The sequence below is a fragment of the Brevibacillus sp. LEMMJ03 genome, assembly GCF_007197875.1.
Classification (GTDB): domain Bacteria; phylum Bacillota; class Bacilli; order Brevibacillales; family Brevibacillaceae; genus Brevibacillus; species Brevibacillus thermoruber.
Window position 1 is genome coordinate 13747 of record NZ_VKJN01000018.1, and the last position, 12361, is coordinate 26107.

The 12361-nt window shown below is 54.3% G+C and carries 12 protein-coding genes; 11 read left to right on the forward strand and 1 reads right to left on the reverse strand.

Going from position 1 to position 12361, the window contains the following annotated elements:
* Positions 1 to 209 precede the first annotated feature (209 nt).
* The 10 genes from rnpA to FOI68_RS18860 all read left to right on the forward strand — a co-directional run bounded on the left by rnpA (position 210) and on the right by FOI68_RS18860 (position 9257).
* Positions 210 to 578 (forward strand): ribonuclease P protein component, encoded by a 369-nt coding sequence (gene rnpA / locus FOI68_RS18820; protein WP_029100573.1) that lies wholly within the window; start codon positions 210 to 212, stop codon positions 576 to 578.
* Between the two features lie 7 nt (positions 579 to 585).
* A complete protein-coding gene (gene yidD / locus FOI68_RS18825; RefSeq protein WP_035290332.1) occupies positions 586 to 810 on the forward strand; it encodes a membrane protein insertion efficiency factor YidD in 225 nt (74 codons plus the stop codon).
* 42 nt (positions 811 to 852) lie between these two features.
* Positions 853 to 1611 (forward strand): membrane protein insertase YidC, encoded by a 759-nt coding sequence (gene yidC, locus FOI68_RS18830; protein ID WP_029100571.1) that lies wholly within the window; start codon positions 853 to 855, stop codon positions 1609 to 1611.
* Entirely contained in the window at positions 1608 to 2237 is a 630-nt protein-coding gene (gene jag, locus FOI68_RS18835) for an RNA-binding cell elongation regulator Jag/EloR (RefSeq protein WP_143864019.1), read from the forward strand. Before yidC ends, jag begins: the two co-directional genes overlap by 4 nt.
* Positions 2238 to 2531: 294 nt before the next feature.
* Positions 2532 to 3782, forward strand: a complete 1251-nt coding sequence (locus FOI68_RS18840; RefSeq protein WP_029100569.1) for a helix-turn-helix domain-containing protein — start codon at positions 2532 to 2534, stop codon at positions 3780 to 3782.
* A gap of 23 nt (positions 3783 to 3805) precedes the next feature.
* A complete protein-coding gene (locus FOI68_RS24085) occupies positions 3806 to 3931 on the forward strand; it encodes a hypothetical protein (protein WP_255309723.1) in 126 nt (41 codons plus the stop codon).
* A 347-nt stretch (positions 3932 to 4278) separates the two neighbouring features.
* Positions 4279 to 5655 (forward strand): tRNA uridine-5-carboxymethylaminomethyl(34) synthesis GTPase MnmE, encoded by a 1377-nt coding sequence (gene mnmE / locus FOI68_RS18845; RefSeq protein WP_029100568.1) that lies wholly within the window; start codon positions 4279 to 4281, stop codon positions 5653 to 5655.
* A gap of 45 nt (positions 5656 to 5700) precedes the next feature.
* Entirely contained in the window at positions 5701 to 7596 is a 1896-nt protein-coding gene (mnmG, locus tag FOI68_RS18850; protein ID WP_029100567.1) for a tRNA uridine-5-carboxymethylaminomethyl(34) synthesis enzyme MnmG, read from the forward strand.
* 12 nt (positions 7597 to 7608) lie between these two features.
* Positions 7609 to 8325 carry a 16S rRNA (guanine(527)-N(7))-methyltransferase RsmG gene (rsmG, locus tag FOI68_RS18855; RefSeq protein ID WP_035296470.1) on the forward strand — a complete coding sequence of 239 codons (717 nt, stop codon included), beginning with the start codon at positions 7609 to 7611 and terminating at the stop codon, positions 8323 to 8325.
* Positions 8326 to 8711: 386 nt separating this feature from the next.
* On the forward strand, positions 8712 to 9257 hold the full coding sequence (locus tag FOI68_RS18860; protein WP_035290225.1) for an MgtC/SapB family protein: 546 nt from the start codon (positions 8712 to 8714) through the stop codon (positions 9255 to 9257).
* Positions 9258 to 9948: 691 nt separating this feature from the next.
* Here FOI68_RS18860 and FOI68_RS18865 read toward each other — a convergent pair.
* Entirely contained in the window at positions 9949 to 10386 is a 438-nt protein-coding gene (locus tag FOI68_RS18865) for a hypothetical protein (RefSeq protein WP_143864020.1), read from the reverse strand.
* A 919-nt stretch (positions 10387 to 11305) separates the two neighbouring features.
* Here FOI68_RS18865 and noc point away from each other — a divergent pair.
* The gene (noc, locus tag FOI68_RS18870; RefSeq protein WP_143864021.1) at positions 11306 to 12157 is read left to right on the forward strand and encodes a nucleoid occlusion protein; all 852 of its coding nucleotides are present in this window, start codon (positions 11306 to 11308) and stop codon (positions 12155 to 12157) included.
* The last annotated feature ends 204 nt before the right edge of the window (positions 12158 to 12361 follow it).

The window sequence follows — 12361 nt, forward strand, 5'->3', positions numbered from 1 at the left end:
GAGGAAGGACATTGGAACGCGAGAGGGATGGGACCGGCTTTTTTCTTAGCCTCGCCGGACGGTGCATCTGCGCGGGTGCCGGACCGGAATCATCCGCGCGCGTGCGGGAGGATCGGTCGGACGGGGGAAAAAAGTGGACGAAACCAGGATATACTGGTAGATGCTGCATACGTTTTCTACTATAATTATGATGTTAGGGGTTGTTTACCTTGCATCGTTCGCATCGGCTCAGAAAAAACGAGCACTTCCAAGCAGTGTTTCAAAAGGGGAGCTCGGCGGCAAACAAGCAGTTTGTCCTGTATTGCGCCAAACAGGAGGGACAAGCCGCGTTTCGCGCCGGGATTTCCGTCAGCAAAAAAATCGGCAACGCCGTGATCCGGAACCGTGTCAAGCGGTTGATCCGCGAGGCGGTAGGCCGATTGGAAGGCGTCATCCCGCCGGACGTGGATCTGGTCATCATCGCTCGACCCGGCGTGGAAGCGATGACGCTGGACGCGATCGAACAATCGCTCCTGCACGTGATGAAACGAGCCAAGGTGATCAGACAGACACCCGTACATAACCAAAAAAGAGGGTGAAACGGTGATGGCGCGCATAATGGTATGGCTGATACGCGGATACCAACTGTTTCTGTCCCCGTTGAAACCGCCTACATGCCGGTTTGCGCCCACCTGTTCGCACTACGCGATCGAGGCCATTCGCCGGTTCGGGGCGTGGAAGGGGGGCTGGTTGGCCCTGCGCCGCCTGTTGAAGTGCCACCCGTTTCATCCGGGCGGATTCGATCCTGTGCCGGATCAACGCAATTCGTAATCAATCGTGAACAACCGAATCAGGGAAAAGGAGGACCATCCTTTGAGAAGACGCATCCTCAGCATATCCATGCTGGCCCTGCTGGTACTGATCCTGTCGGGCTGCAACCCTCAGGCCGCTGCGCCGATCGGTCCGGACGCCACCGGCATATGGGACAAGTATTTCGTCTGGCCGCTGTCCTGGCTCATCAAAGAGAGCGCGGTGGTACTGGGGGGCAGTTACGGTTTGGGGATTTTGGTGGCCACCATCATCATCCGCCTGCTCGTGCTGCCGCTGATGGTCAAGCAGATCAAGAGTTCCAAGAAAATGCAGGAGCTTCAGCCGGAACTGCAAAAAATCCGCGAGAAGTATAAAAACGATCCGCAAAAGGCCCAGCAGGAAACGCTTGTGCTGTTCCAGAAGAACAACGTGAATCCGCTGGCCGGCTGCCTGCCGCTGCTGGTGCAGATGCCGATTCTGATCGCGTTTTACCACGCGATTATCCGTACGGAAGAAATCAAGAACCACACCTTCCTGTGGATGTCGCTGGGGGAAAAGGACCCGTACTACATCCTGCCGATCGTGGCGGCGATTACCACGTACCTGCAGTCCAAGATGATGGGATCGGCGGTGCAGAACAATCCGCAGATGCAGTTGATGACGATCATGATGCCGCTGATGATTCTGGCGATCGCCGTAACGCTGCCGTCGGCGCTGTCCCTGTACTGGGTGTACGGCAACCTGTTTACGATCGTGCAGACGTATTTCCTGTATCGCGACACAAACAAAGCGCCGCGTCCTAAGGAGGGAACCTCCAAGTGAAAAAGGTGGTAGCTGCGGCAAAGACCATTGACGATGCTGTGCGAAAGGCCTTGGAAGAACTGGGCGTCACACGTGACAAGGTGAGCGTGCGCGTCCTGGAGGAGCCGAGCAGGGGGTTGTTCGGGCTGATTGGTTCGCGGGACGCCAAGGTGGAAGTGGAGGTCAATGTCGATCCGGTGGATCAGGGCCTCGCGTTTCTGCAGGATGTGCTGGCCAACATGAACGTGGACGCCCGAGTGGAAACGCGCCCCGTGGAAGACGGCATCCTGTTTGACATACAGGGGACCAACCTGGGGATCATTATCGGCCGCAGGGGACAGACCTTAGACTCACTACAGTATCTCGTAAATGTCGTAGCAAACCGCCACGCGGACAAACACGTCCGCATCATTCTCGATGCTGAAAACTACCGCACGCGCCGCAAGGAAACGCTGGAACAATTGGCCGAGCGGGTGGCCAAAAAGGCTGTCGCCACCAGGCGCTCCGTCCGGCTGGAACCGATGTCGGCCGCGGAACGGAAAGTGATTCACTCGTTTTTGCAAAATCGTGCGGATGTGGTCACCTACAGCGAAGGGGACGAACCCAATCGCTGCATCGTGATCGCGCCCAAAGAAGCCTCCAGGTAGGCTTCTTTTTTTATACCCGGCAGGGACGTCATGGATGCAGACCGCATGGAAGCGGAATCGGCTTGTTTTCCATTCGCTGCGGCTCCCTTTTCATTTTCTTTTGTGTGAAACATTAGTAAAATTATGATGATAAACGATATGGAAAGCGAAGAACTTTTCTTGCTAGTTATGGGAATAAGCTCACAAAAATCATGGGCATATCCAAGGAAACGATTACCATCAAAAAAATTTTGTGGTATTCTAATCATAAGGAAAAGTGAAAATTCCTAAAGTTTTAGGTAGGGGGCTTCTGCCATGGGGTTTGGAGACTTTGCAGATGTGCTTCTCAGGTACAGGCATCAGGAAAATATCACATTAAGCGAACTGGCGGAGCGGTCAGGCGTCAGCAAAAGCGTCCTGTCTCGGATTGAATCCGGGGAAACGAAACGGCCTGGATTTGCCACCTGGAAAAAGATCGGAAGCACATTGAATATTCCCTACGGATTGGTAATCAGTACGTATCTGGATGTAACAGAACGGGCGGAAACATTAAAGTTCCTGCTCCAAGAAGCCATAGCCCACAAAAACAAAACCGTTATCGAAAAAGCGGCCCAAAAATTGCTGGACACGCCCAGAATGGATACATTTCTTGCTCTGGACCACCTTTTCCAAACGGCAAATGGTACGGACGATCAGGGCATTAAACTGGTATTGTACGATGTGCTCATTGAATATACCAGAAAGCATGGAATTCCCTATTACTTGGCGAAGGGGCTTTATGAGCGGTACTTACTAGAACGTGATGATTTTTGCAACTTTGAAGAAACGTACCGCAGAGGAAAGGAACTGTTGCACTACTTGGATTCCTTACAACCGATTGAGCGCATTACTTTTTATTATCGAATTGGTGGACATGCTTCAATCTTGGGGTATTATAACGAATGTATAGAGTTGTGTAGAAAAGGAATACTAGAAGACCAAACGGACAACAAACAGAAAGCCTCTGCGCTAATTGCGATTGTGAATTCATACTTGCGACTGGGTGATTTGGTTCTTGCCGAGTTTTACTTAAAACAGTATGAAAACAGCGAATATGCGGACTTTCGTAAAAAACACCTGCGAGCGCTTCTTCACGCCAAAAAGGGACAACACGACGAAGCGATCAGTCTCTATAAAAAGTGTCTTGATGAGGCTGACCACAACAGCCGTATTTCCATTGCAAGTGATCTTTTGGAAGTGTACCTGGAGACCGGTAGAAACGATCTGATACATGAACTGATTGAGTCAGAAGGAGAGTTTGTGCCTTCTGGTTACATCAGCCACCCAAATAGGATTAAACAGGCAGCCAGGTATTATAAGCGAAAAGGCTTGTGTCAGTTTGCAGTTGGACTGGTTGACGAAGGGCTGCATAGCATACTTCAAAGTATTTCTTATTATCGACAGCTAGGGGCTTTCAAAAAAGTAACCGAGTGCATTTGTCTCCTCTTGGCCTACCATCGAAAAAACGAGAAAAACTTATCGTTTGAAGTTATGGAATTAATTGAAAATATCTGTCATAATGAATAAAAAGTATAAGGGAGGTATACCCTGTGAAAGAGTTTTTTTCCATTATCTGCACTGCTGCTCTACTTTTCGCATTTACCGTGCCTTCAACACTGCCGAACCAAAATGGAAAAGCAGTTATTGTTGTAAATGATGCCGATATCGATTGGTAACGTTACGCAAATGTAGGTACAACCCCCCTTCTAATGAGAATGGATATTCTCGTTAGGGGGGGCTTTTTTTGATTACTCGAATCCATGAAGTTGATCCAGATGAAACCGGTGCGCCATGACTGTACGATAGTGCGATTGGATCCCTTTTCAAACGACCATACTGTGGATAACGTACCGGACAGGGAATCTCACGTTTTGAACGGGAAAACTGCATGTTCCGCTGTGGATAACGCCGCTTCATCGAAAAGGGTCGATCGAAGCGTTTCGTGCTTGGATTTTTTCAGGTGGTTCTGCTATGCTAAGAAGTTAGTACTGATTCGTCAGTGGAAAGCTTGAGGTGAAACAGCGTGGAATTTGACACCATCGCGGCGGTTGCGACCCCCATGGGGGAGGGCGGGATTGCGGTGATTCGCGTCAGCGGCCCGGACGCAATCGAAGTTGTGGATAAGATATATCGGGGCAAGCGGAAGTTGTCCACTGTGGAAAGCCACACCATTCATTACGGACATCTGTACGATCCACAGACCGGCGAGCGGGTGGAAGAAGTGCTGGTCTCGGTGATGCGTGCGCCGCGGACGTTTACGCGGGAGGACGTGGTGGAGGTGAACTGCCACGGCGGGATCGTGTCCGTCGAACGGGTGCTGGAGCTGATTCTGGACAACGGCGCTCGCCTGGCGGAGCCCGGGGAGTTTACGAAGCGCGCGTTTTTGAACGGACGCATCGATTTGTCCCAGGCCGAGGCGGTGATTGACCTGATCCGCGCCAAGACGGACAAGGCGATGAAAGTGGCGCTCAACCAGGTGGAGGGGAAACTGTCCCGCCTGATCCGCAAGCTGCGGCAAAACCTGATCGAAGCCATGGCCCACATCGAGGTGACGCTGGACTACCCGGAGCACGATGTGGAAGAGGTAACGCAGAACTTTTTGCGCGAAAAATGCACAGAGGTCAAAGAGGAGATCGGCCGGCTGCTGCAGACGGCCCGGCAGGGGAAGATCCTGCGCGAGGGGCTGTCCACGGCGATCATCGGCCGGCCCAATGTCGGCAAATCGTCGCTCTTGAACAGCCTGGTGCAGGAGGAAAAGGCGATCGTCACCGACGTGGCGGGCACGACCCGGGACGTCATCGAGGAATACGTGAATGTGCGCGGCGTGCCGCTGCGCTTGATCGATACGGCCGGCATTCGCGAGACGGAGGACATCGTGGAAAAGATCGGCGTGGAAAAATCGCGGCAGCTGCTGCAGGAAGCCGATCTCGTGCTGCTGGTGCTCAACTACAACGAGCCGCTCACGCCTGACGACTACGCCATTTTTGACGCGGCCAAAGGATTCCAGGTGATCGTCATCGTCAACAAGGTCGACCTGCCGCAGCGCATCGACCTGGACGAAGTCAGACGGCACTTCCCCAACCGGCCGCTCATCCTGACGTCGGCCAGGGAGGAGACGGGCATCGACCAGCTCGAGCGGGCGATTGCCGATCTCTTTTTCAGCGGCCGCGTACAGCAGGACGACCTGACCTACGTGAGCAACGCCCGTCATATTCAACTGCTGCGCCAGGCGGAACGGGCCGTCGACGATGCGATCAGCGGCATCGACAACCTGATGCCGATTGACATGGTGCAGATCGACATCAAAAAGGCGTGGGAACTGCTCGGCGAAGTGATCGGAGAGAGTGTGGGCGAAGATTTGATCGACCAGATTTTCTCCCAGTTTTGTCTGGGCAAGTGACAAAACAAGAGATTGCGCCCATACTGGACATAAAGGAGGAGAACCATGAACGCAACCTACGAAGCGGGATCGTTTGACGTCATTGTGATTGGGGCGGGTCATGCCGGCTGCGAGGCGGCGTTGGCGGCGGCGCGCATGGGGTGCAGCACGCTGCTTTTGACCATTAACCTGGATGCGGTCGCCTTCATGCCGTGCAACCCGTCTGTCGGCGGGCCGGCCAAGGGGCATGTCGTGCGCGAAATCGACGCCCTGGGCGGAGAGATGGGCAAAAATACAGACAAAACGCACATTCAGATGCGGATGCTGAACACGGGAAAAGGACCGGCTGTCCACGCCCTGCGCGCGCAGGCGGACAAGTTTGCCTATCAGCATCAAATGAAACACACGATCGAGCAGACCCCCAACCTGATCCTGCGTCAGGCGATGGTGGAGGAGCTGATCGTCAACAACGGCGTCTGCGAAGGGGTGATTACGCAGACGGGAGCCCGCTATTCGGCGAAAGCGGTTGTGCTGACCACCGGGACGTATCTGCGCGGGAAAATCATTCTGGGCGATCTCCAGTACGAAAGCGGCCCGAACAACATGCGGCCGTCCATCCGTCTCGCCTATAATTTGAAGGAATTGGGCTTTGAGATGGTTCGCTTCAAGACCGGGACGCCGCCGCGCGTGCACAAGAGCAGCGTCGATTTCTCCAAGATGGAGATTCAGCCGGGCGACGACGTGCCGCGCGCGTTTTCGTACGAGACCACGGAGTTTATCATGGATCAACTGCCGTGCTGGCTGACCTATACCAATGAAGAAACGCACCGGACGATCAACAGCAACCTGCACCGCGCGCCGATGTACTCCGGCATCATCGAGGGGACGGGGCCGCGCTATTGTCCATCCATCGAGGACAAGGTGGTGCGTTTCAGCGACAAGCCGCGCCATCAGGTGTTCCTGGAGCCGGAGGGGCGCCACACCGAAGAGATGTACGTGCAGGGAATGTCCACCAGCTTGCCGGAGGACGTGCAGTTGGCCATGCTGCGTTCCATGGCCGGTCTGGAAAACGTGAAAATGATGCGTCCGGGCTACGCCATCGAGTACGACGCGATTGTGCCGACACAGCTTTGGCCGTCGCTGGAAACCAAACTGGTGGAAGGGCTGTTCACCGCCGGTCAGATCAACGGTACGTCCGGCTATGAAGAGGCTGCCGGCCAAGGCTTGATGGCCGGGATTAACGCCGCGCGAAAAGTACAGGGCAAGCCGCCGGTCATTTTGGGACGGGAGCAGGCGTACATCGGGGTGTTGATCGACGACCTGGTGACCAAAGGAACCAACGAACCGTACCGGCTGCTCACTTCCCGGGCGGAATACCGGCTGCTGCTGCGTCACGACAACGCCGACCTGCGCCTGACCGACATCGGCTACGAGATCGGCCTGATCAGCGAAGAGCGCTATCGCAAGTTCTGCCGCAAGCGGGAACTGATCGAGAAGGAAAAGGAACGGGTGATGAACACCCGCGTCCGTCCGGACATGCCGCACGTGCAGGAAGTGCTGCGCGCGGCCGGTTCGCCGGAATTGACGGAAGTGATCGACCTGGCCCAACTGCTCCGCCGTCCGGAGATTACCTACCAGCACATCATCCAAATGGTGCCGGCTCCGGAACCGGTGCCGGAAGAGGTGGCCGAGCAGGTGGAGATTCAAATCAAGTACGACGGCTACATCCGCAAGTCGCTGCAGCAGGTGGAACGGATGAAAAAGATGGAGGAGCGCCGCATTCCGGACGACATCGACTACCATCAGATCGCCGGCATGTCCAAAGAAGCGCGGGAAAAAATGAGCAAAATCCGCCCGCTGAACATCGGGCAGGCATCCCGCATCTCCGGCGTAAACCCGGCAGACATCTCCGTATTGATGGTGTATCTGGAGCAGTACAATCGCGTGAGAACGGCCGAGTAAGGAGACGAGGGCATGAACAAAGAGCAATTTGCCGAGGCGCTGGCAGCCAAAGGCATCGTGCTGTCCGCCCGCCAGTTGGAGCAGTTTGACGGGTATTACCGCCTGCTGGTGGAGTGGAATGAAAAAATGAACCTGACTGCGATTACGGAAGAAGGACAGGTGTACGTGAAGCATTTTTACGACTCGATTACGCCTGCCTTCTACTTTTCCTTTGATCAGGTGGAGTCGGTGGCAGACATCGGCGGAGGGGCGGGATTTCCCAGCATCCCGTTGAAAATCTGCTTCCCTCATCTCAAGATGACCATCATTGACTCGCTGAACAAACGGATGACCTTTTTGAATCACGTCGCCGCCGAACTCGGCCTGGACGGCGTGTATCCGGTCCACGGCCGGGCGGAGGAGCGCGGACAGGAAGCGGCGTATCGGGAGTCGTTCGACCTCGTGGTGGCCCGGGCGGTCGCCCGTCTGAACGTGCTGGCCGAGTATTGTCTGCCGTTCGCCCGCGTCGGCGGCCACTTCATCGCGTTGAAGGGAGCCGACATCTCGCCGGAACTGAACGAGGCGAAAAAGGCGATCAAGACCCTGGGCGGCAAGACGAAAAAAGTGGAGACGTTTCAACTGGTGGAGGAAGCGGGGGAGCGCAACATCGTCATCATCGAAAAAGTCGGCGCCACCCCGAAAGGTTATCCGCGCAAGCCGGGCACCCCTGCCAAAAAACCGCTGCTGTAGAAGCAGATTGCAGCGGGGCGGCTGCGGGATCCCGACGTTTTTGGAGACCAGGAGGGCTATGGCACAACGCTGTGGCCCTTTTTTGGCAGGGAGGAACGTTTGAGCGTTTTCCCATCGACAAACGCGTGGCGAAGAATCTGCCGAAACTGTTTGGTGGCCGGCTGTTCCGACTGTTTCCGATGGAAAAACTTCCTGTGACTGCGTCGGAACAACCGGAATCGCCTCCGCTTCCACTGGAGAAGAACATGTTTTGCCGAGTGAGCTGCCAGAGAAGCTTTCCGCAGCGGACAGCCGCTCATTGATAATTGCGGCTTTGTCCGCATACCTTCAAAGAAGGCGGTCTTTTCCGCAAGAGACGATAGCATGAACGGGAGGATGAGAGGGAAATGAATACGATTCATGCGACATTTTTCCCACCGGAACTGCCTACGATTTTGCTTCGACTGTTTTTGGCGTTTGTGACCGGCGCCATTATGGGATTGGAGCGGGAGCGTTTCATCAGAGGGGCCAATCGGCAGCGGGGAGCCGGTTTCCGCACGTACAGTCTCGTCTGCTTCGGTTCTTGCCTGTTTGGACTGGCTTCCATCTACGGCTTTTCGAGCAGTGGCGTAAACAACGATCCCGGCCGCGTGGCTGCCCAGGTGGTTACCGGGATGGGCTTTTTGGGCGCGGGGGCGATCATCAAGTTTAACGGTACGGTAAAAGGGTTGACTACGGCGGCAGGCATGTGGGTGGCCTCGGCCATCGGTTTGATGTTCAGCGCCGGCATGTATATCACGGCGATCGTTGCGGCGTTTTTCGCCTATCTTACGCTTGATTTTCACCGCTTGTTCCCCCATCTGTTCAACTTCCGAAACCAGCAGGAGCCGGGAGACGACGATTATGATTTTGGACAGCAGGAGCGAGACGGAAACAGGCATGACAATTATTGATGTTTCACGTGAAACAGCGGGGGCGAAAGAAAGACGCGTTGAAGGGGAGAGATTGCCGAATTGGGCCGCTCGGCTGACAGATCAGTGAGAGATGAATCGATGGCTGCCACAAGAGCGTCTGATCAAGCGGCTCACGGCATGTCGACCAGCACGTACTGACAGACGCTCTCAGGAGGTATCGGTTGTTTAACGTGGTTGCTGCTGCTCGGCTTGTTTCGCGAAAGGCGGCGGACAGCGGCGATGGTCATGAGAAGAGGGAATGGATGCCACGCAAGCAGACGATTCTGCCCCCAACGTCCTAACGAGAAGGCGAAAAAAGGAATCCCATCCAGCAGCGAAAAAGGGGATGGGAAAATCAGCAGAGGAGAATTCAGCGAGACGTCCTTTATATGAGCGCCGCCCCATTCGCATACTGGAATATACACAGCTCATCATCGACGTGGTGCCAGTGAGAGTGGCATGTTTTCCCTGGAAGGGCCGGAGCGGCGTCCGGGTCGAAACCGAAGAAATCACGTTTTCCCAACGGACACGATCGGATTCATCCAAGCGGGCGGCAGGTTCGCTTGGTTTTTTGTTTGCCGGGACAAGCGTGGCGGCCGGCAGCATGTGAGACGAGTCCTGGGCAGAAGGGAGCATGCGGGGCAAATTGCCTGTTTCAAAGACCCGGCTATCGTTTGGCGTTGACTGTCGTTCAGCGGAAATGGTCGTTTTGTTCCACAAAGGCGGACATATTCCGTTTCTCACGTGAACGATTCCCGTTCGCGCAATGGCCTGGATGATTCGCATCTTCCCGAATGCTGATCGATAGGGGTATGTTCATGAACGGGAATGACGATATCCCGACATGCGGATTGGCATGAAGGGAGGAGGGGAATTGCTCCATTGTACCGGGGATGACTCCGGATTTTCGCTTTTCGCATTTTTTCCAAACAACATCATCTTGGATGGACAAAGGAGGGAGCAGAATACCAATGAGTTTCGCCATGGAAAAACGTGCTACCCTCAACCTGCTCCCCAATCTCTTTTTCGTTATTTTCCCGATTTCCTCTGATGCATGACCTCCGAAGATAAATAGATTCATCGGTTCTTTTGCCATGTATGGGTTGCCGGTTACCGCTTTCTGCACCACCGGGCATGATCCATTCATCATTGCTTGTGTGCGGTATGGCGGCAGGAGACGCCCGCTTGCACGGTTCAGGCTGTTCGCTCAACAATCGGGTTGAAAATGAATACGGAACGTTCCCTGACGCAATAAAGAGAAGGAAGAACGGGGCCATCTGGTGATGAGGCGGGAACGGCGATTTGCTGCGGATGCGTCTGCAAGGGCGGCAGGGGTGGGCAGCAGCTTCCGTTCCATCACGAATCCCGGCAGCGCACGATTCAGGAGTGCGTGCTGCATACGTAGGGCGTAATCCGTTGAGAAGCGATTGCTAAACGAGGGGGCACGTTCATGCATTGGATGTTTCACGTGAAACACGTTTCCGCAGCAGGAATTAAACGGACCGTGCAGAATAATTAGGAAAGAAGAGTACGTGAGACAGATACGTATGTGCCTCAGCGTCAGCTATCGGCATTTCTTTGGTAACAAATCCGCAGGGGAAGCACTCGACTGCATCGAAGAGACGACGTCGACTGTTTTTCTGTTTCAGAAAAAAGCACACTTCACGATGATTTGCCTGGAGCAGTAGGAATACGCTTGGCTGATGAAGGTTGATCATCCTCGGAAGGACTTCTGCAGAAGGTGTTCTTCCTGTTTCAAAAAGCAAATGCTTCAGCGATGTGCAGCCTGAAACAGCAGGAAGAACCATTCGCAAAAGAAGGATCGACATCTTCGAAAAACGACTGGTAGAAGTTTTTCTTTCGGCCGTATCACCCAACCCAGCATCGTGTGAGCTCGCCAGACTGATACGGGAAGAAAACGTTCCGAAATCCAATAAAAGAAACGGCTGCGTCGAACGGCTCAGGCGGAAGTTTTGTCAACCAGGGAATCGTCACGTCTTGTTTAGCACAGCGGCTGATGGAACGGTTGGAAGTGGGGGATGCAAACCATGGCAGTAAAAGATTCGTTTTCTCGCATTTTCGGGTTGACGGACAAAACAGACAATGAAGAAATACGACAAATACCCGTTGACGAAATTGTACCCAATCCATATCAGCCTCGGACGGTATTTGACGACGAAAAAATCGACGAACTGTGCCAAACCATCCGCACGCATGGATTGATTCAACCGATTGTCGTTCGCCTGCGTAACAACCGTTACGAGTTGATCGCTGGGGAACGGCGTTGGCGTGCGACGAAAAAGCTGGGGATGGAGCGTATTCCGGCAATCATCAAGGACTTTAACGATACGCAGACGGCATCCATCGCCTTGATCGAAAATCTGCAGCGCGAAGGCTTGACGGCCATCGAAGAAGCCATCGCGTACCAGAAGCTGATTGACCTGCACAACCTGACGCAGGAAAGCCTGGCGCAGCGTCTGGGCAAAGGGCAGTCCACCATCGCCAACAAGCTGCGGCTGCTCCATTTGCCGCAGGAGATTCAGGATGCCCTGCTCACCCGAAAAGTGACGGAGAGACATGCGCGTGCCTTGATCCCCTTGAAGGATGCGGACCTGCAGCGAAAAGTCCTGCAGGAAATTCTGGAGCGTGAATGGAACGTCAAGCAGACGGAGACGCGCGTCAAGCAGCTCCTGGAGGCAGCGGAACATCCCAAACCGGAAAAAGAGGCAAAGCCCAAGTGGAAAGCCTTTTCCCGGGATGCGCGCATCGCCATCAACACGGTGCGTCAGTCCATTGACATGGTGCTGCAGACCGGTTTTCCGGTCGAGACGAATGAAGAGGATCACGAGGAATACTATCAATTTACGATTCGCATTCCCAAACGGATGGAAGGGAAATAAGACAGAGACGCGATAGATGCACACACGGATTTCCAAAGGGGAAAGAAGAAAGAAAAGACAGGGGAAGAATCGTTCCGGAAACAGGAACACGGTGGCGGACAACGGCCGCCTTTCTTTTTGGCACACGTCCCATTCTGACGCTTCGGGAGGAAAACACGCCCGTGTCACGCTGGCACATGGGCGGAAAATATTTCATTTCCAAAA

Excerpts from the sequence above, each read along its gene's own strand:
- yidD (WP_035290332.1), top strand. The coding sequence starts at position 586 with ATGGCGCGCATAATGGTATGGCTGATACGCGGATACCAACTGTTTCTG.
- FOI68_RS18840 (WP_029100569.1), top strand. The coding sequence starts at position 2,532 with ATGGGGTTTGGAGACTTTGCAGATGTGCTTCTCAGGTACAGGCATCAG.
- mnmG (WP_029100567.1), top strand. The coding sequence starts at position 5,701 with ATGAACGCAACCTACGAAGCGGGATCGTTTGACGTCATTGTGATTGGG.
- rsmG (WP_035296470.1), top strand. The coding sequence starts at position 7,609 with ATGAACAAAGAGCAATTTGCCGAGGCGCTGGCAGCCAAAGGCATCGTG.
- FOI68_RS18860 (WP_035290225.1), top strand. The coding sequence starts at position 8,712 with ATGAATACGATTCATGCGACATTTTTCCCACCGGAACTGCCTACGATT.
- noc (WP_143864021.1), top strand. The coding sequence starts at position 11,306 with ATGGCAGTAAAAGATTCGTTTTCTCGCATTTTCGGGTTGACGGACAAA.